The organism is Pseudomonas sp. JS425 (assembly GCF_018223845.1).
GTDB lineage: Bacteria > Pseudomonadota > Gammaproteobacteria > Pseudomonadales > Pseudomonadaceae > Aquipseudomonas > Aquipseudomonas asiatica.
The window spans coordinates 3,057,703-3,074,584 of the sequence record NZ_CP073661.1; the positions used below are offsets into that span (position 1 = coordinate 3,057,703).

Here is a 16,882-nt window from a genome sequence, read left to right on the forward strand (position 1 = left end):
TTACTTTGTGCCTTGCCGGCGTTGCCATTCCTCGGCCAGCAGCTGGGCTTGCTGTAACTGTTCGGGCTTCATTTGAGCTGCATAGTCTGCAACGACTTTTGCTGCTGTCGGTTCTCCCGACGCTGCGGCCAGACTCATCCACTGGTATGCCTGCACCTGGTCGGGCGCGATGTCGGTAAGACCCTTTGCAAACAGCTGGGCCAGCCTGACTTGAGCCTGCGTGTGTCCCTGCTCGGTCGAGCCCAATTCCGGACTCGAAGGCTGCGCGGAGAAACCGCAGCCTTCCGAGTGTTTTGTCATCGAAAATGTTATAGCCACTTTCGGTTCGCCGAGCAGGGTGCAACAAGCCGCGTATCATGTAGTCGCGCACGACATGCACGCTGACGCAAGCATCATCAGCCAGCTTCGATATCGAGTACGCATTCATACTGGGCTTTCCTCGCAGTCCTCTAGCAGCTTAAGCGCGACATCATGACCAAGGTCGAACGCACTCTCGACAGGCACGACCTCAATCCCTTGGTGGGTCGAAGCCCACGAATTTGCAATAGACGGAGACGCAAAGAAATGCACATGACAGCAAAACGAACAACGAATGTCGGGCGAAGTATCCGGAGTTCGCAGTGAAACCATTGCTTCTGCCGGTTCGACATGAAGCACTGCTTCTGGTGCAACGGTGAGAGTGATCGGCCTACCGGTGGCGGCGCAGCGGGAAGTGACACGGGCAATCTTGCCGGTCAAGGCGGGAAACATCAAGGTGTCCAGCGCACACCATGTGTACAAATGACGGCCATCCACCTCAAAAACGTGAGAGGTTTCACGTAGTGTCAGCCCCAGTCCAATGATATTGGCCTCGTCGTCATATTCCGTACCAGGTGCCTGCTCAAGTACCGTTGCAACTCTCGCTCCAGACCATCCGAGTGCGCCGGCGAGCTTTTCGCGTGATACAGGTCCCCCCATCGCTAGCTGTCGGAGCAGCGCGACAAAGAGCGTTGCGAACTCTTTAGGATGATTGCCAGATGAAAGGCTTTCGGCAATCTTTTTGGAATAAATAGTCTTGTCCATTTTCCACCTGTTATATCGGGCAGCGATCAACCGAGATAAACCTTACTCGGCGGTTACGTCCTGCGCTTAAAAAAGACGAATTACTTTGTGCCTTGCCGGCGTTGCCATTCCTCGGCCAGCAGCTGGGCTTGCTGTAACTGTTCGGGCTTCATTTGAGCTGCATAGTCTGCAACGACTTTTGCTGCTGTCGGTTCTCCCGACGCTGCGGCCAGACTCATCCACTGGTATGCCTGCACCTGGTCGGGCGCGATGTCGGTAAGACCCTTTGCAAACAGCTGGGCCAGCCTGACTTGAGCCTGCGTGTGTCCCTGCTCGGTCGAGCCCAATTCCGGACTCGAAGGCTGCGCGGAGAAACCGCAGCCTTCCGAGTGTTTTGTCATCGAAAATGTTATAGCCACTTTCGGTTCGCCGAGCAGGGTGCAACAAGCCGCGTATCATGTAGTCGCGCACGACATGCACGCTGACGCAAGCATCATCAGCCAGCTTCGATATCGAGTACGCATTCATACTGGGCTTTCCTCGCAGTCCTCTAGCCCGGATTTCTCATGACCGCATAAACAAAAACGGCTGAAAGCCTTATGATTCTTGTCGCCAAACAAAGCCCCATAAGTCTTCAGCCGCGCACAAAATGCTACCAGAAAAACTCCACTTTTCACCCCTCTCTCGCCGCCTCGTCGAGGCCTCTTTCACCGGTGGTCACATCACCTCGGATGCGGGCTTGTTGCTGCTGCGCGAGGTCGACCAGCAACATGGCTTGACCCGCCGCCTGGCCAAAATCGTTCCCGATCGGCGTGATCCTGGGCGTGTCCAGCACGGACTGCAGACACTGCTCGCCCAGCGTATCTATGCACTGGCCGCCGGCTACGAGGATCTCAACGATCATGACGGCCTGCGCCATGACTACGCGCTGCAGACTGCGGTCAACCGCCTGCAACCGCTGGCCGGCAAATCCACTCTGGGGCGCCTGGAACAGCAAGCCGATCGCGAAACGGTGGTGCAAGCCCATCGCCTGCTGTGGGAGCACTTCATCGCCCAGCATGACCAGGCGCCGGCTGAGATCGTGCTCGACTTCGATGCGACCGATGTGCCGGTGCATGGTGATCAGGAAGGGCGCTTCTTCCATGGCTATTACGACCATTACTGCTTCCTGCCGCTCTATGTGTTCTGTGGTCGCCATCTGCTGGTGAGCTATTTGCGCCCGAGCAACATCGATGGCGCCCGACACAGTTGGGCCATCCTGGCACTGCTGGTCAAGTTCATTCGCCGCTTCTGGCCAGAGACCCGCATCGTGTTCCGCGGTGACGGCGGTTTTTGCCGACATCGCATGCTCGACTGGTGTGACCGCAAGCAGGTGGATTATGTGGTGGGTCTGGCCCGCAACACCCGCCTGCAGCGGATGGCGGCGCCGGCCATGCAAGCTGTCGCCGAGGCCTACCAAGAAACCGGGCAGAAGATGTCCGGCGTGTATCGCTTCCTCTATCAGGCCGGTAGTTGGCGTAGGCGCCGCCTGGTCGTGTCGCGCCTGGAACATGGCGAGCAGGGTGCCAATCCACGCTTCATCGTCGTGTCCCGCTTTGCCGAGGATGCTGCCCAGCAGTACTACGAAGACTACTGCGGCCGTGGCGACATGGAGAATCGGATCAAGGACCAACAGTTGGATCTGTTCGCCGACCGCACCTCCAGCCCACGCTGGTGGACCAACCAGTGGCGGCTGATGCTGTCGGCCTTTGCCTATGTGCTGTTCGAACGGCTACGCGATCATCTCCAGGGCACCGCATTGGCGCGCATGAGCATCCATAACCTGCGCTTGAAACTGCTCAAGATCGGTGCGGTGATCATTCGCAACAGCCGGCGCATCCGCGTGCTGATCAGCGAGGCCTATCCGCATCAGGAACTCTTTGCGGGGCTGGTTGCCCGCCTCAAGCCGACCTGAACAGGCGGGCGCCCCCGGCCCGGCTCAATGGGGGAAAGGGGGCAGTGCGCCCCATACGCGGGAATTGAATAAAAAACGATCAATTTTTAGCGGTGGAAGGCAGGTTGTTGATACACCGAGGCTTCACCGGCCACGCCTGCCGGCCTCATGAGAAATCCGGGCTAGCAGCTTAAGCGCGACATCATGACCAAGGTCGAACGCACTCTCGACAGGCACGACCTCAATCCCTTGGTGGGTCGAAGCCCACGAATTTGCAATAGACGGAGACGCAAAGAAATGCACATGACAGCAAAACGAACAACGAATGTCGGGCGAAGTATCCGGAGTTCGCAGTGAAACCATTGCTTCTGCCGGTTCGACATGAAGCACTGCTTCTGGTGCAACGGTGAGAGTGATCGGCCTACCGGTGGCGGCGCAGCGGGAAGTGACACGGGCAATCTTGCCGGTCAAGGCGGGAAACATCAAGGTGTCCAGCGCACACCATGTGTACAAATGACGGCCATCCACCTCAAAAACGTGAGAGGTTTCACGTAGTGTCAGCCCCAGTCCAATGATATTGGCCTCGTCGTCATATTCCGTACCAGGTGCCTGCTCAAGTACCGTTGCAACTCTCGCTCCAGACCATCCGAGTGCGCCGGCGAGCTTTTCGCGTGATACAGGTCCCCCCATCGCTAGCTGTCGGAGCAGCGCGACAAAGAGCGTTGCGAACTCTTTAGGATGATTGCCAGATGAAAGGCTTTCGGCAATCTTTTTGGAATAAATAGTCTTGTCCATTTTCCACCTGTTATATCGGGCAGCGATCAACCGAGATAAACCTTACTCGGCGGTTACGTCCTGCGCTTAAAAAAGACGAATTACTTTGTGCCTTGCCGGCGTTGCCATTCCTCGGCCAGCAGCTGGGCTTGCTGTAACTGTTCGGGCTTCATTTGAGCTGCATAGTCTGCAACGACTTTTGCTGCTGTCGGTTCTCCCGACGCTGCGGCCAGACTCATCCACTGGTATGCCTGCACCTGGTCGGGCGCGATGTCGGTAAGACCCTTTGCAAACAGCTGGGCCAGCCTGACTTGAGCCTGCGTGTGTCCCTGCTCGGTCGAGCCCAATTCCGGACTCGAAGGCTGCGCGGAGAAACCGCAGCCTTCCGAGTGTTTTGTCATCGAAAATGTTATAGCCACTTTCGGTTCGCCGAGCAGGGTGCAACAAGCCGCGTATCATGTAGTCGCGCACGACATGCACGCTGACGCAAGCATCATCAGCCAGCTTCGATATCGAGTACGCATTCATACTGGGCTTTCCTCGCAGTCCTCTAGCAGCTTAAGCGCGACATCATGACCAAGGTCGAACGCACTCTCGACAGGCACGACCTCAATCCCTTGGTGGGTCGAAGCCCACGAATTTGCAATAGACGGAGACGCAAAGAAATGCACATGACAGCAAAACGAACAACGAATGTCGGGCGAAGTATCCGGAGTTCGCAGTGAAACCATTGCTTCTGCCGGTTCGACATGAAGCACTGCTTCTGGTGCAACGGTGAGAGTGATCGGCCTACCGGTGGCGGCGCAGCGGGAAGTGACACGGGCAATCTTGCCGGTCAAGGCGGGAAACATCAAGGTGTCCAGCGCACACCATGTGTACAAATGACGGCCATCCACCTCAAAAACGTGAGAGGTTTCACGTAGTGTCAGCCCCAGTCCAATGATATTGGCCTCGTCGTCATATTCCGTACCAGGTGCCTGCTCAAGTACCGTTGCAACTCTCGCTCCAGACCATCCGAGTGCGCCGGCGAGCTTTTCGCGTGATACAGGTCCCCCCATCGCTAGCTGTCGGAGCAGCGCGACAAAGAGCGTTGCGAACTCTTTAGGATGATTGCCAGATGAAAGGCTTTCGGCAATCTTTTTGGAATAAATAGTCTTGTCCATTTTCCACCTGTTATATCGGGCAGCGATCAACCGAGATAAACCTTACTCGGCGGTTACGTCCTGCGCTTAAAAAAGACGAATTACTTTGTGCCTTGCCGGCGTTGCCATTCCTCGGCCAGCAGCTGGGCTTGCTGTAACTGTTCGGGCTTCATTTGAGCTGCATAGTCTGCAACGACTTTTGCTGCTGTCGGTTCTCCCGACGCTGCGGCCAGACTCATCCACTGGTATGCCTGCACCTGGTCGGGCGCGATGTCGGTAAGACCCTTTGCAAACAGCTGGGCCAGCCTGACTTGAGCCTGCGTGTGTCCCTGCTCGGCAGCGAGGCGGTACCACTTGAAAGCCTCTGCATCGTTGGCAGGAGCCGCACGCCCATTCTTATACATACCGTCGACTTCACTTCCGTAGAGGCGCCCGAGGTTGAACTGTGCATCGGCTTCACCCTGCTCGGCCGCCCTGCGGAACCACTGGATCGATGCCGCGTGGTTTTGCTTTACGCCCATACCGCATTTGTACGCAAGACCCATGATGTTCTGAGCCATGGCATCGCCAGCCCTGGCCTTCTTTTCCCAATCACTGACGGTCTCTGGCGACAATGTTTCAATCGCGGCGCCGAGCTTAGAAAAATCATAAGCCGCCAACGCTTGGTTTGGCATGCCTAACGTTGCGGTACTTGCCAGTACGATCGTCAAGCACGCGCGTACACGGCGTAATTTAAGTCTGATGTCACAAAACATAAAAACTCCTCTGTCCCTGTTTTGGTGCCCAAGGTTTAGCCGGCACAGCACGATAGCTGTGTCACATCCTTCGAAAAAGTCTGTGCCACCAGTTTGAGACCTTCAACCATGGTGAGGTAAGGGAAAAGCTGGTTAGCCAGATCCTGGACGGTCATGCGGGCCCGGATGGCAATCGCGGCAGTCTGGATGATTTCGCCTGCTTCCGGTGTCACAGCCTGGACTCCGAGAATGCGTCCGGACCCTGCCTCAGCAACAAGCTTGATAAAGCCGCGGGTATCGAAGTTGGCGAGTGCACGCGGCACATTGTCGAGCGTGAGCGTACGGCTTTCGGTTTGCAGACCAATGCGCTGGGCCTCTGCTTCACTGTAGCCTACCGTGGCAACTTGCGGATCGGTGAACACGACTGCCGGCATGGCGTCGAGATCGAGCTTTACGTCGCCGCCGGTCATATTAATGCCAGCCCGGGTACCAGCCGCGGCTGCAACGTAGACGTACTGAGGCTGGTCAGTGCAGTCGCCAGCTGCGTAAATGTTCGAAGCACTCGTGCGCATGCCTTGATCGATCAGGATGCGATGTTGCGAGTCAAACGTCACACCTGCGCGCTCGAGATTCAGGCTTGCGGTATTTGGCGTGCGGCCGGTGGCAACAAGCAATTGATCCACCTTTAACTCGCCCTGCGCGGTCGTCAGGATGAATTGGCGGTCGCAATAGGTCACGGCACTCGCCTGCGTCTGTGTCAGCACCGTGATGCCTTCCGCACGGAAAGCTGCAGTCACGGCCTCGCCAATGGCAGGGTCGTCACTGGCAAACAAGGTGCGCCGGGCCAGGACCGTCACCTCGCTGCCCAAGCGCGCAAACGCTTGTGCCAGTTCCAGTGCTACGACCGAGGCGCCAATTACTGCCAGCCGTTTAGGAATGGCTTCGCTAACCAGGGCTTCGGTGGACGTCCAATATGGCGTTCCTGCAAGACCAGGCAACGGCGGGATGGCAGCGCTTGCACCAGTGGCAATGAGACAGCGATCGAAGGCCACTTCGCGAGTGTCACCTTCTGCCGCTTCCACGATAAGCGTTTGGCCATCCTTGAATCGGGCGCTGCCTCGCACCAGATTGATCGACGGATTGCTTTCGAGGATGCTTTCATATTTAGCATGACGCAGCTCGTCCACACGGGCCTGCTGTTGCGCCAGCAGACGGTCACGCAGGACAACTGGGGGCGTTGCCGACAGTCCCACGTCAAAAGGACTTTCGCGTCGCAGATGAGCGATATGCGCTGCCCGAATCATGATCTTAGAAGGGACGCAGCCCACGTTGACGCAGGTGCCGCCGATAGTTCCCCGCTCGATCAGGGTGACACGGGCACCGTTTTCAGCTGCCTTCAGCGCTGCTGCCACAGCGGCGCCGCCAGTACCGATGATCGCCACATGCAGCTGACCTGCCGGTTTCTCCACCGCGCGCTCGCCGCTCAGCCACTGGGCGGCTTTGCCAAGGAGTCCTGGCTGTTCAACACTGCGCTCTTTGCTTTCAAATTCGTCTGTAGGCGTAGCACCGTAACCAAGGGCGCCCACTGCTGCTACGAGCGCGGACACGTCAAGCCTATTGCCTGTGACTTGCGCCTTGTTCGATGGATAATCGACAGCCGCTCGCGTTACGCCGGGGACCGCCAGCAGCGCGTCCTCAACGTGCCTTGTACAACTTGGGCAAGTCATTCCCGCCACGCTCAAACCAACTTCGTTTAACTCTTGCATTCCGCTCTCTCTTTTATCCGTTGTGCCCAAGCCAACTAGTACGACGCCTCGGTCACTGAATCGGTTGTGCGCTTCAGGGAACAGGCTCCGTGGGTCGTTTACAGGCTGCTCACGCGATGACGACCGGCAGAATCGCCTGAGCGGCATCTCTGCCGTGGTTCTAGCGATGCTGCCGTTATTTGTTGCCTTACTTCTTCAGCTCAGATGGGTAGCCTACATCCGTCGTCGCCTTGCTAAGCGCCTGGACGTTGGTCTTCGCATCGTCAAACGTTACGACGGCAAGCTTGGTTGAGAAGTCGACCTCGGTCTTGCTAACACCGTCGACCTTGCTCAAGGCCTTTTTAATGGTGATAGGACAAGTCGCGCAGGTCATGCCAGGAACGGCCAAGGTGACCGTCTGCGTGGCGGCCCACACCGGGGCAACAGCGGCGGCGAGGGCAAGGGAGGCAAACAGTTTCTTCATGATGAACTCCTGGTTAATAGAAAAATGGAACGACATAGGGAAATCCAAGCGCGACCAGGACCAGCACGGCCACGATCCAGAAAATCAGCTTGTAGGTGGCGCGCACCTGCGGAATCGCGCAGACCTCACCTGGCTTGCATGCCTGCACGGGCCGGTAAATCCGCTTCCAGGCGAAGAACAGCGCCACTAGCGCCGCGCCGATGAACAACGGTCGATAGGGTTCCAGCACCGTCAGGTTGCCGATCCAAGCACCGGAGAAGCCCAGGGCGACCAGTACTAGCGGCCCCAGGCAGCAGGTCGATGCAAGAATGGCGGCCAGCCCGCCGGCGAAGAGCGCACCGCGCCCGTTTTGTGGTTCAGACATACGTTGGCCCTTTTGAATTTGGATTGGATAGCGTAACCTTACTTCCGTACTCATGTACGGAGTCAAGCGATATGGAAAATAATTTGGAAAACCTGACCATTGGCGTTTTTGCCAAGGCGGCCGGGGTCAACGTGGAGACAATCCGCTTCTATCAGCGCAAGGGCCTGTTGCCGGAACCGGACAAGCCTTACGGCAGCATCCGCCGCTATGGGGAGGCGGACGTGGTTCGGGTGAAATTCGTGAAATCGGCACAGCGGCTGGGGTTCAGTCTGGACGAGATTGCCGAGCTGTTGCGGCTCGACGATGGCACCCACTGCGAGGAGGCCAGCAGCCTGGCCGAACACAAGCTCAAGGACGTGCGCGAGAAGATGGCCGACTTGGCGCGCATGGAAACCGTGCTGTCTGAACTCGTGTGCGCCTGCCATGCACGAAAGGGGAATGTTTCCTGCCCGTTGATCGCGTCACTACAGGGCGAAGCAGGCCTGGCAAGGTCAGCTATGCCTTAGCGTGCTTTATTTTCCGTTTTCTGAGGTGCCCCCTTGTTGTTCATAAACGCTCTTGATGTTTTGGCAGATTTTTCATTGTGCGGTTGTGTATATGCCGAAGCGCGCCGGGCATAGCCGGGTGCGCTTCTTACATACTTCCACATGCAAAATAACGTCAGGGTGACGTGAAAATTACTTTTCCGTCAGCAACACGTCAACAATGCTCAGTGCTGGCTCCTGCAGTCCGTTCCTGATACGCGGTACTCCAGAATATGCAGGTTTCCGCTCGAATCCTCGTAGGTCATTTGCGCAGGCATCACATCGCAGTTGCCATTGGTCGACGTGACGTGAATGACCTTGGCGATGTCGAGCTTCATGCCATAGCGGTAGTGAGTGACTTCTGGCGGGTTCTTGCCTTGGGCGCTAGCGTATTCGCGCATGGATTGCTCGTTGGCCTGGATCATCTTACCGTACAGGCGATCGGAACTGCCATCGGCCCATACGGTGGATGACAGCAGAGTCGCACTCACTATCAGCAGCAGTCTTAGGTGTTTCATAACGGCGATCTCCTCTCGGGTTTTCGATCCACGATTCAACTCTACCTCCGTAGTTAAGTACGGAATCAAGGAGGGAGGAGATGAAGGTCCTGGTTTATGGCGCCGAGATAAGATGGTAGGGCTTAAGTACACTTTCGTCGGGTAACAGCAGCGCATTACTGCGCCACCGCCCCCAAAGAACCGGGCATGAGAGTCGCGCCTCATCCGGCTCAAGTCTTTCGTCAGCACCATGGTCTAGTACCGGGCAATCAATCCACGTCTATCGCAGCTCGACGTTGGGCAAAGTAAGACGACCACGCAGGATCACAGGGATTGGCCAAGTTACGTAGTGCCGTTTCTCGATCCGGCTTAGGTATGTGCGCCACGTAATCACGCTTGATCGTCTTCACGAAGCTCTCGGCCATGCCGTTGCTCTGCGGGCTGCGAACTGGGGGGTCACCGGCTGCAAGCCGATCTGTCGAGCAAACAGGCACGTCTGGTCGGCGGTGTACGCCGAGCCGTTATCGCTTAGCCATTGCACCGGCGTGGCGGGCAGTTGATCACCGAAGCGCCTCTCCACGCTTTCCAGCATCAAGTCGCGGATATCATCGCCGCTGTACCCGGTCGGGCTCGCGACCTAGCCGATGGCCTCGCGATCACAGCAGTCCAGGGCGAAGGTTACGCTCAATTTGGCTCCGTCCTCGCAGCGGAACTCAAAGCCGTCCGAGCACCAACGCGTATCGCTGGTTTGCACCGCAATACGGCCTTCGTGCCGACGCGGCACGCCGGGCTGTTTTCGTAGACAGATTCAGCAGCGGTTGCAGGTGCTCGCCGCACTGGATCACCCAGCGCGCCAGGGTTTGGCGGGGGATATCGACGCCGTGACGACCGAGGATTTTTTTGAAGCGGTGCAGCGGCAGACCATCGACGTATTTGGTGATCAACAGCATCGCCAGGACGCTAGGACTGGCCATGCTCTTTTCGATCAGTTGAGCCGGTTTGTCGGCGGTGACCGGTGCGGCTTCACAGCCGCGGCAGCCGTAGACCTTGTCCGCTGGTTCCCTTCACAACCACTGGCCAACGCAGAGCGTTTTACCCATGCAGCGAAACGATTAGCGGACAGGAAACGGTCCCGTGGCTCGCACAACAGTCGTGAACCAGTTGCACCAAAACAGACTCGATCCGTCGCAGATCCGCGAGCTTGCCACGCACATCCCCAAGCTTCTGCTCGGCGAGCACGCGCGCTTCATCACAGTGAGCGCCGTCATCGAGCCTCAACAGCCCGGCCACTTCTTCGAGGCTAAAGCCCAGCCGTTGCGCGGACTTTACGAATTTCACCCGGGCGACATCGGGGGTTGGGGAGCAATGGAACTGAAAACCAACGTAAGCCGAATTAGAGTTCGTTTTACTCGTCAGCGACTGCGAATTAACGAACTTTGATTCGTGAGAAAGGTTTATTGCACTGATTTTCGGGTGTTGGTGACCTTTCCTCGCGATAGCGGAAACGGTTTCATAAAACGGTCGTTTTTCGAAACTATCCAGACGTTGCAAGGGTTTGCGGGGCAGCGACTGAGCTTAAGTGCACTTTCTGTTCCGTTGCTCCCCCAACCCCTATTTCCAGCAGCGAGGTGATGAATTCGTTTTGCTGTTGTGCGGCGGCGACAAAAGCAGCCAAAGCCGTGATATTGAAGCGGCTAAAAAACTCGCCAGCGAGTGGAGGTCAGAATGAGCGAAAAAATTTACGACTACGACCCAGCAGCAGCCCTAGACGGCCCTGAAGCAATCGCCGTCTTCATGGCGGAGCCCTGCCATTTCCTCTCAGCGCCATAATCCAGGACCTTCATCTCCTCTCTCCTTGATTCCGTACTTAACTACGGAGGTAGAGTTGAATCGTGGATCGAAAACCCGAGAGGAGATCGCCGTTATGAAACACCTAAGACTGCTGCTGGTAGTGGGTGCGACTCTGCTGTCATCCACCGTATGGGCCGAGGGCGGGAGCGACCGAGCGATTGAGCGAATTGCTGCACGCGAGAGGGCTGAAGCGACCCTGGTGGCGGAAACCGTCAAGGAGATTAAGCAACTGGGCCCCACGGCGGCAGGCCGTAGCGAAGCGCAGCCCGCCTGTCCGCCTGCAAAGTAGAGCCTGTGCTACTCGACCAGATGCAACGTGAGCCCACTCTGCTGAGGCGCGAGGGCAAATAGCAATACCAAACTGTGCCCTTTGCAAGTGCTCCTTTGGCCATTCAGCGGCGCTCATTGAGCGCCGCTTTTTTCTAAGCGCAAGCCGACCAACAGGGGCGCCTTACGCAACGGGAAATCCTCGGTTAACGCCCGAGTTGTCCCCATGCAGCGAAACGATCAGCGGACAGGAAACAGTCCCGTGGCTCGCACAACAGTCGTGAACCAGTTGCTCCAAAACTGACTCGATCCGTCGCAGATCCGCGAGCTTGCCACGCACATCCCCAAGCTTCTGCTCGGCGAGCACACGCGCTTCATCGCAGTGAGCACCGTCATCCAGCCTCAACAGCCCGGCCACTTCATCGAGGCTAAAGCCCAGCCGTTGCGCGGATTTAACGAATTTCACCCGGGCGACATCCGCCTCACCGTAACGGCGAATGCTGCCGTAGGGCTTGTCCGGTTCGGGTAACAGCGCCTTGCGTTGATAGAACCGGATGGTTTCCACGTTGACCCCGGCCGCCTTGGCGAAAGCGCCAATGGTCAGGCTTTCCAAATTGTTTTTCATACCGCTTGATTCCGTACATGACTACGGGACTAACCTTAAACCATCGATCAAATGCTCGAAAGGAGAAATGCATGTCTGAACCATCAAACGGGCGCGCCCCTCTTGTCGCCGGGGGGCTTGCGGCGATTCTCGCCTCGGCTTGCTGCCTGGGGCCGCTGGTTCTGATCGCCCTGGGGTTCAGCGGCGCTTGGATCGGCAACTTGACGGTGTTGGAACCTTATCGCCCGATCTTCATCGGCGCGGCGCTGGTTGCACTGTTCTTTGCCTGGCGGCGCATCGTCCGACCGACCGCAGCCTGCAAGCCGGGCGAGGTGTGCGCGATTCCGCAAGTGCGCACCACCTACAAGCTCATTTTCTGGTTCGTCGCCGTGTTGGTCTTGGTCGCGCTTGGTTTTCCCTACGTCATGCCATTTTTCTACTAACCAGGAGTTCATCATGAAAAAACTGTTTGCCTCCCTCGCTCTCGCCGCTTTCGTTGCCCCCGTGTTCGCCGCCACCCAGACCGTCACGCTGTCCGTACCGGGCATGACCTGCTCCACCTGCCCGATCACCGTCAAGAAGGCGATTTCCAAGGTCGAAGGCGTCAGCAAAGTTAACGTGACCTTCGAGACACGCGAAGCGGTTGTCACCTTCGATGATGCCAAGACCAGCGTGCAGAAGCTGACCAAGGCCACCGAAGACGCAGGCTATCCGTCCAGCGTCAAGAAGTGAGGCACTGAAAACGGCAGCGCAGCACATCTGACGCCCTTGTCTGCTACCACAAACGAAAAAGGATCTGTCGCATGACCCATCTAAAAATCACCGGCATGACCTGCGACTCGTGCGCGGCGCACGTCAAGGAAGCGCTGGAAAAAGTACCCGGCGTCCAATCTGCCATAGTGTCCTATGCCAAGGGCGCGGCCCAGCTCGCCCTTGATCCAGGCACAGCGCCGGACGCACTGACCGCCGCCGTGGCTGGCCTGGGCTACAAAGCGATGCTCGCCGATGCCCCGCCGACCGACAACCGCACTGGGCTGTTCGACAAGGTGCGCGGCTGGATGGGTGCCGCCGACAAGGGCAGCGGCGGCGAGCGCCCGTTGCAAGTCGCCGTGATCGGCAGCGGTGGAGCCGCGATGGCGGCAGCACTGAAGGCCGTCGAGCAAGGCGCGCAGGTCACGCTGATTGAGCGCGGCACCATCGGCGGCACCTGCGTCAACGTCGGTTGTGTGCCGTCCAAGATCATGATCCGCGCCGCCCACATCGCCCATCTGCGCCGGGAAAGCCCATTCGACGGCGGCATGCCACCCACACCGCCGACGATCTTGCGCGAGCGGCTGCTGGCCCAGCAGCAGGCCCGTGTCGAAGAACTCCGTCATGCCAAGTACGAAGGCATCCTGGACGGCAATTCAGCCATCACCGTTCTGCACGGTGAAGCGCGTTTCAAGGACGACCAGAGCCTTATCGTTAGTTTGAACGAGGGTGGTGAGCGCGTCGTGATGTTCGACCGCTGCCTGGTCGCCACGGGTGCCAGTCCGGCCATGCCGCCGATTCCGGGCCTGAAAGAGTCACCCTACTGGACTTCGACCGAGGCCTTGGTCAGCGACACCATTCCCGAACGCCTGGCCGTCATCGGCTCGTCGGTGGTGGCGCTGGAACTGGCGCAAGCCTTCGCCCGGCTGGGTAGCCAGGTCACGATCCTTGCGCGCAGCACGCTGTTCTTCCGCGAAGACCCTGCCATCGGCGAGGCCGTCACAGCCGCCTTCCGTGCCGAAGGAATCAAGGTACTGGAACATACGCAAGCCAGCCAAGTCGCCCATGTGGACGGCGAATTCGTGCTGACCACTGGACAGGGCGAAGTGCGCGCCGACAAGCTGCTGGTCGCCACCGGCCGGACACCGAACACGCGCAGCCTGGCATTGGAAGCGGCGGGGGTAGCCGTCAATGCGCAGGGGGCCATCGTCATCGACAAGGGCATGCGCACCAGTAGCCCGAACATCTACGCGGCCGGCGACTGCACCGACCAGCCGCAGTTCGTCTATGTGGCGGCAGCGGCCGGCACTCGTGCGGCCATTAACATGACCGGCGGCGACGCAACGCTCGATCTCGACGCTATGCCGGCAGTCGTGTTCACTGATCCGCAAGTTGCCACGGTTGGCTACAGTGAAGCAGAAGCCCAGCGCATCGGCCTGCAAACCGACAGTCGTACTCTCACGCTCGACAATGTGCCGCGTGCACTCGCCAACTTCGACACGCGCGGCTTTATCAAGCTTGTCGCTGAGGCTGGATCTGGACGCATTCTTGGGGTTCAGGCTGTAACACCGGAAGCAGGCGAGATCATCCAGACTGCCGCGATTGCCATCCGGGCTCGCATGACCGTCCAGGATCTTGCCAACCAACTTTTCACCTACCTCACCATGGTGGAAGGTCTCAAACTGGTGGCACAGACTTTCTCGAAGGATGTGACACAGCTATCGTGCTGTGCGGGCTAAACCAAGGACACGAAAAGAGCGACAGAGGAGTTTTTATGTTTTGCGATATTAGACTAACAGCACGTTGCACCCGTGCATGCTTAACCATTCTGTTGGCGGGTACTGCAGCGTTTGGCTTGTCAAACAATGCGCTGGCGGCCTACGACTTTTCTAAGCTGGGAGCAGCGATCGAAACATTGGCGCCGGAGACCGTCGACGGCTGGGAAAAGAAAGCGAGGGCGGGCGATGCCATGGCGCAGAACATCATGGGTCTTGCCTACAAATGCGGTATGGGCGTAAAACAAGACCATGCTGCATCGATCCAGTGGTTTCGCAGGGCGGCCGAGCAGGGTGAAGCTGATGCGCAGTTCAACCTGGGGCGCCTCTACGCAAGCGAAGTCGACGGTATGTATAAGAAAGGGCGTGCGGCTCCTGCCGACGATGCACAGGCGTTCAAGTGGTACCGCCTCTCTGCCGAGCAGGGACACACGCAGGCTCAAGTCAGGCTGGCTCAACTGTTTGCGAAGGGGCTCGGTGAGGTCGCGCGCGACCAGGTTCAGGCCTACAAGTGGATGAGTCTGGCAGCAGCGTCAGGAGAACCAACGGCAGCAAAAGTCATTGCCGACTATGCGGCTCAAATGAAGCCCGAACAGGTGCAGCAAGCGCAATTGCTGGTCCAGGAATGGAAACGCCGGCAAAGCGCACGCTGACGTGATCTTTGAAAAGCGCGGCATGTAATCGCCAAGGGTGGGTTTATGCCGCGTAACCGCTGCTTGGATGTTGGAGGTGGAAATTGGACAAGACTATATATTCCAAAAAGATTGCCGAGAGCCTCTCATCTGGCAATCATCCAGAAGAGTTCGCAACCCTCTTCGTCACCCTGCTTCGTCAGCTTGTGATGGGAAGGCCTGTGTCACGCGAAGCGCTCGGCACCGCACTCGGATGGTCTGGGCAGAGGGTTGCAACTGTACTTGAGCCGGCGCCCGGTACCGAATATGACGAGCAGGGCAATATCATTGGACTGGGCCTGACGCTACGCGAAACCCCTCACGTTTTTGAAGTGGATGGCCGCCGTTTATACACCTGGTGTGCGCTCGACACCTTGATGTTTCCCGCTTTGATTGGCAAAACAGCCCGTGTCACGTCGCGCTGTGCTGCCACCGGCAGGCCGATTACGCTCACAGTTGCGCCAGAAGCAGTGCTTCAGGTTGAACCGGCGGAAACAATGGTGTCTCTGCTAACGCCGGATGCTTCACCCGACATTCGCTGTTCCTTTTGCTGTCATGTGCATTTTTTTGCATCGCCTTCTGTTGCAAATGCATGGGCTTCGACGCACCCGGGGATAGAGCTCGTGCCTGTCGAGAATGCATTCGGTCTCGGACATCTGATCGCGCATAAGCTGTTAGAAGACAGCGAGCGAAACACGGCATGAATGCCTACTCGATTTCGAAGCTTGCTGAAGATGCAGGCGTAAGCGTGCATGTTGTGCGCGACTACTTGATGCGCGGGTTGTTGCATCCCGCCTGGCGAACCGAAGGTGGCTACAACGTTTTCGATGCCAAAACACTGGAACGGTTGCGTTTCCTGCGCGTGGCCTTCGAGTCGGGACCCAGGCTCGACGAGTTAACGCGACTTTGCAGGGCGTTGGATGCAGGCGATAGCAAGTGCGTACACGGATGTGTCGAGCAACTGCGTCGGAAGATCGATGTGCGCCGAAAAGAGCTGATGGTGATCGAGACCTCTTTAGGCGAGTTGGCGTCCAGTGCATAACCTCACTATCTGTCGCCAGTGCGGCTACGTCGAAGAGCTGCACCTTGATGAAATTAGCGATCAGCTTGCCGCCCTGGCCCAGCGCCAAGGCTTCAACGTTGAGCGCCAAACGATTGAGCTTCAGGGCTTATGTCAAGCATGCCGATCCGTGAGTAATGCCTAATGTCCCAATTTGATGAACTCGCCCCTCAACAGCTTTTTAAGGCGTTAGAGTCAGCGACCACAACAGCTTCCCTGCCCAAGCTTGCAACGCTACTAGATGCCATTCGCTTTAATGAAGACGGCCTGATTCCCGCCATTGCCCAGCAACATGATACGGGCGAAGTACTGATGATGGCGTGGATGAACCGAGAAGCCCTGGAAGAGACGTTAACAACGCAGCGAGTTTGCTACTTCTCACGCTCGCGCCAAAAGCTATGGCGCAAAGGTGAGACATCAGGACAGCAACAGCGCCTTAAAAGCGCAGCGCTAGATTGCGATGGTGATACGCTGCTGGTTCAGGTGGAGCAAACTGGTCCCGCGTGCCATTCCGGCCGTCGCAGCTGCTTTTATGTGTCGCTCGGTGCAGACAGCGCCAAGATTACCAGCGAGCCGCTGATTGATCCGGCCACGCTATACGGTAAAAAAGCGCCGTGAAAAATTGGCTGTTCGCCATTAAACAGGTTTTTCTTAAGCTGCTAACAG

At 57.7% G+C, this 16,882-nt stretch carries 22 protein-coding genes and 7 pseudogenes; 11 read left to right on the forward strand and 18 right to left on the reverse strand.

Going from position 1 to position 16,882, the window contains the following annotated elements:
- The 5 genes and pseudogenes from KDB76_RS14265 to merD (KDB76_RS14285) all read right to left on the reverse strand — a co-directional run.
- Positions 1 to 300: a hypothetical protein gene (locus KDB76_RS14265; RefSeq protein WP_235924378.1), complete on the reverse strand. Its 300-nt coding sequence runs from the start codon at positions 298 to 300 to the stop codon at positions 1 to 3.
- Positions 236 to 427: pseudogene (merD, locus tag KDB76_RS14270) on the reverse strand (mercuric resistance transcriptional repressor MerD); the annotation flags it as partial. The gene KDB76_RS14265 and the pseudogene merD (KDB76_RS14270), both read right to left, overlap by 65 nt.
- The gene (gene merB, locus KDB76_RS14275) at positions 424 to 1,062 is read right to left on the reverse strand and encodes an organomercurial lyase MerB (protein ID WP_011405610.1); all 639 of its coding nucleotides are present in this window, start codon (positions 1,060 to 1,062) and stop codon (positions 424 to 426) included. The gene merB (KDB76_RS14275) and the pseudogene merD (KDB76_RS14270), both read right to left, overlap by 4 nt.
- An 80-nt stretch (positions 1,063 to 1,142) precedes the next feature.
- Complete coding sequence (locus KDB76_RS14280; RefSeq protein ID WP_235924378.1) at positions 1,143 to 1,442, reverse strand: hypothetical protein; 300 nt, start codon at positions 1,440 to 1,442, stop codon at positions 1,143 to 1,145.
- Positions 1,378 to 1,569: pseudogene (merD, locus tag KDB76_RS14285) on the reverse strand (mercuric resistance transcriptional repressor MerD); the annotation flags it as partial. The pseudogene merD (KDB76_RS14285) and the gene KDB76_RS14280, both read right to left, overlap by 65 nt.
- A 121-nt stretch (positions 1,570 to 1,690) precedes the next feature.
- Between merD (KDB76_RS14285) and KDB76_RS14290 the strand changes: the two are divergent.
- Positions 1,691 to 2,995, forward strand: a complete 1,305-nt coding sequence (locus KDB76_RS14290; protein ID WP_038409882.1) for an IS1380-like element ISPa33 family transposase — start codon at positions 1,691 to 1,693, stop codon at positions 2,993 to 2,995.
- A gap of 123 nt (positions 2,996 to 3,118) precedes the next feature.
- Here the strand turns inward: KDB76_RS14290 and merB (KDB76_RS14295) are convergent, their stop codons facing one another.
- From merB (KDB76_RS14295) to KDB76_RS14330, 8 genes and pseudogenes are all read right to left on the reverse strand, one after another.
- Positions 3,119 to 3,769, reverse strand: a complete 651-nt coding sequence (gene merB / locus KDB76_RS14295; RefSeq protein ID WP_249206224.1) for an organomercurial lyase MerB — start codon at positions 3,767 to 3,769, stop codon at positions 3,119 to 3,121.
- 80 nt (positions 3,770 to 3,849) lie between these two features.
- Positions 3,850 to 4,149: a hypothetical protein gene (locus tag KDB76_RS14300; RefSeq protein WP_235924378.1), complete on the reverse strand. Its 300-nt coding sequence runs from the start codon at positions 4,147 to 4,149 to the stop codon at positions 3,850 to 3,852.
- Positions 4,085 to 4,276 (reverse strand): annotated as a pseudogene (gene merD / locus KDB76_RS14305) (mercuric resistance transcriptional repressor MerD); the annotation flags it as partial. The pseudogene merD (KDB76_RS14305) and the gene KDB76_RS14300, both read right to left, overlap by 65 nt.
- The gene (merB, locus tag KDB76_RS14310; RefSeq protein ID WP_011405610.1) at positions 4,273 to 4,911 is read right to left on the reverse strand and encodes an organomercurial lyase MerB; all 639 of its coding nucleotides are present in this window, start codon (positions 4,909 to 4,911) and stop codon (positions 4,273 to 4,275) included. The gene merB (KDB76_RS14310) and the pseudogene merD (KDB76_RS14305), both read right to left, overlap by 4 nt.
- Before the next feature lie 80 nt (positions 4,912 to 4,991).
- Entirely contained in the window at positions 4,992 to 5,600 is a 609-nt protein-coding gene (merG, locus tag KDB76_RS14315; protein ID WP_231990915.1) for a phenylmercury resistance protein MerG, read from the reverse strand.
- Between the two features lie 80 nt (positions 5,601 to 5,680).
- Entirely contained in the window at positions 5,681 to 7,390 is a 1,710-nt protein-coding gene (gene merA / locus KDB76_RS14320; protein ID WP_011405608.1) for a mercury(II) reductase, read from the reverse strand.
- A 187-nt stretch (positions 7,391 to 7,577) separates the two neighbouring features.
- Complete coding sequence (gene merP / locus KDB76_RS14325) at positions 7,578 to 7,853, reverse strand: mercury resistance system periplasmic binding protein MerP (RefSeq protein ID WP_011405607.1); 276 nt, start codon at positions 7,851 to 7,853, stop codon at positions 7,578 to 7,580.
- Between the two features lie 13 nt (positions 7,854 to 7,866).
- On the reverse strand, positions 7,867 to 8,217 hold the full coding sequence (locus KDB76_RS14330; RefSeq protein ID WP_001294663.1) for a mercuric transport protein MerT: 351 nt from the start codon (positions 8,215 to 8,217) through the stop codon (positions 7,867 to 7,869).
- 71 nt (positions 8,218 to 8,288) lie between these two features.
- Here KDB76_RS14330 and merR (KDB76_RS14335) point away from each other — a divergent pair, with 71 nt between their 5' ends.
- Positions 8,289 to 8,723, forward strand: a complete 435-nt coding sequence (merR, locus tag KDB76_RS14335; RefSeq protein ID WP_005303925.1) for an Hg(II)-responsive transcriptional regulator — start codon at positions 8,289 to 8,291, stop codon at positions 8,721 to 8,723.
- Positions 8,724 to 8,926: 203 nt separating this feature from the next.
- Here the strand turns inward: merR (KDB76_RS14335) and KDB76_RS14340 are convergent, their stop codons facing one another.
- From KDB76_RS14340 to KDB76_RS14350, 4 genes and pseudogenes are all read right to left on the reverse strand, one after another.
- On the reverse strand, positions 8,927 to 9,259 hold the full coding sequence (locus tag KDB76_RS14340; protein ID WP_033979951.1) for a DUF2790 domain-containing protein: 333 nt from the start codon (positions 9,257 to 9,259) through the stop codon (positions 8,927 to 8,929).
- 314 nt (positions 9,260 to 9,573) lie between these two features.
- Positions 9,574 to 10,019, reverse strand: a pseudogene (locus KDB76_RS29815) (DDE-type integrase/transposase/recombinase); the annotation flags it as partial.
- A 22-nt stretch (positions 10,020 to 10,041) separates the two neighbouring features.
- Positions 10,042 to 10,287, reverse strand: a pseudogene (locus tag KDB76_RS14345) (transposase); the annotation flags it as partial.
- 43 nt (positions 10,288 to 10,330) lie between these two features.
- Positions 10,331 to 10,588: pseudogene (locus KDB76_RS14350) on the reverse strand (MerR family DNA-binding protein); the annotation flags it as partial.
- Between the two features lie 262 nt (positions 10,589 to 10,850).
- Between KDB76_RS14350 and KDB76_RS29820 the strand changes: the two are divergent.
- Positions 10,851 to 10,967: pseudogene (locus tag KDB76_RS29820) on the forward strand (type II toxin-antitoxin system RelE/ParE family toxin); the annotation flags it as partial.
- Between the two features lie 195 nt (positions 10,968 to 11,162).
- Complete coding sequence (locus KDB76_RS30070; protein ID WP_017849619.1) at positions 11,163 to 11,378, forward strand: co-regulatory protein PtrA N-terminal domain-containing protein; 216 nt, start codon at positions 11,163 to 11,165, stop codon at positions 11,376 to 11,378.
- A 162-nt stretch (positions 11,379 to 11,540) separates the two neighbouring features.
- On the opposite strand, the gene merR (KDB76_RS14355) is transcribed toward KDB76_RS30070, so the two are convergent.
- The gene (gene merR / locus KDB76_RS14355; protein ID WP_003131870.1) at positions 11,541 to 11,981 is read right to left on the reverse strand and encodes an Hg(II)-responsive transcriptional regulator; all 441 of its coding nucleotides are present in this window, start codon (positions 11,979 to 11,981) and stop codon (positions 11,541 to 11,543) included.
- 71 nt (positions 11,982 to 12,052) lie between these two features.
- Here merR (KDB76_RS14355) and merT point away from each other — a divergent pair, with 71 nt between their 5' ends.
- The 7 genes from merT (at position 12,053) to hisI (ending at position 16,834) form a co-directional block, all read left to right on the forward strand.
- Complete coding sequence (gene merT, locus KDB76_RS14360; RefSeq protein ID WP_033869416.1) at positions 12,053 to 12,403, forward strand: mercuric ion transporter MerT; 351 nt, start codon at positions 12,053 to 12,055, stop codon at positions 12,401 to 12,403.
- A 13-nt stretch (positions 12,404 to 12,416) separates the two neighbouring features.
- Positions 12,417 to 12,692, forward strand: coding sequence for a mercury resistance system periplasmic binding protein MerP (gene merP, locus KDB76_RS14365; protein ID WP_003131872.1), 276 nt, complete (start codon positions 12,417 to 12,419; stop codon positions 12,690 to 12,692).
- Between the two features lie 71 nt (positions 12,693 to 12,763).
- Complete coding sequence (gene merA, locus KDB76_RS14370; RefSeq protein WP_034036508.1) at positions 12,764 to 14,449, forward strand: mercury(II) reductase; 1,686 nt, start codon at positions 12,764 to 12,766, stop codon at positions 14,447 to 14,449.
- 35 nt (positions 14,450 to 14,484) lie between these two features.
- Positions 14,485 to 15,138: a phenylmercury resistance protein MerG gene (merG, locus tag KDB76_RS14375; RefSeq protein ID WP_033869423.1), complete on the forward strand. Its 654-nt coding sequence runs from the start codon at positions 14,485 to 14,487 to the stop codon at positions 15,136 to 15,138.
- 95 nt (positions 15,139 to 15,233) lie between these two features.
- Positions 15,234 to 15,860, forward strand: coding sequence for an organomercurial lyase MerB (gene merB, locus KDB76_RS14380; protein WP_171026923.1), 627 nt, complete (start codon positions 15,234 to 15,236; stop codon positions 15,858 to 15,860).
- The gene (merD, locus tag KDB76_RS14385) at positions 15,857 to 16,198 is read left to right on the forward strand and encodes a mercuric resistance transcriptional repressor MerD (RefSeq protein WP_033869424.1); all 342 of its coding nucleotides are present in this window, start codon (positions 15,857 to 15,859) and stop codon (positions 16,196 to 16,198) included. Before merB (KDB76_RS14380) ends, merD (KDB76_RS14385) begins: the two co-directional genes overlap by 4 nt.
- A 162-nt stretch (positions 16,199 to 16,360) precedes the next feature.
- Complete coding sequence (gene hisI, locus KDB76_RS14395) at positions 16,361 to 16,834, forward strand: phosphoribosyl-AMP cyclohydrolase (protein WP_034389874.1); 474 nt, start codon at positions 16,361 to 16,363, stop codon at positions 16,832 to 16,834.
- The last annotated feature ends 48 nt before the right edge of the window (positions 16,835 to 16,882 follow it).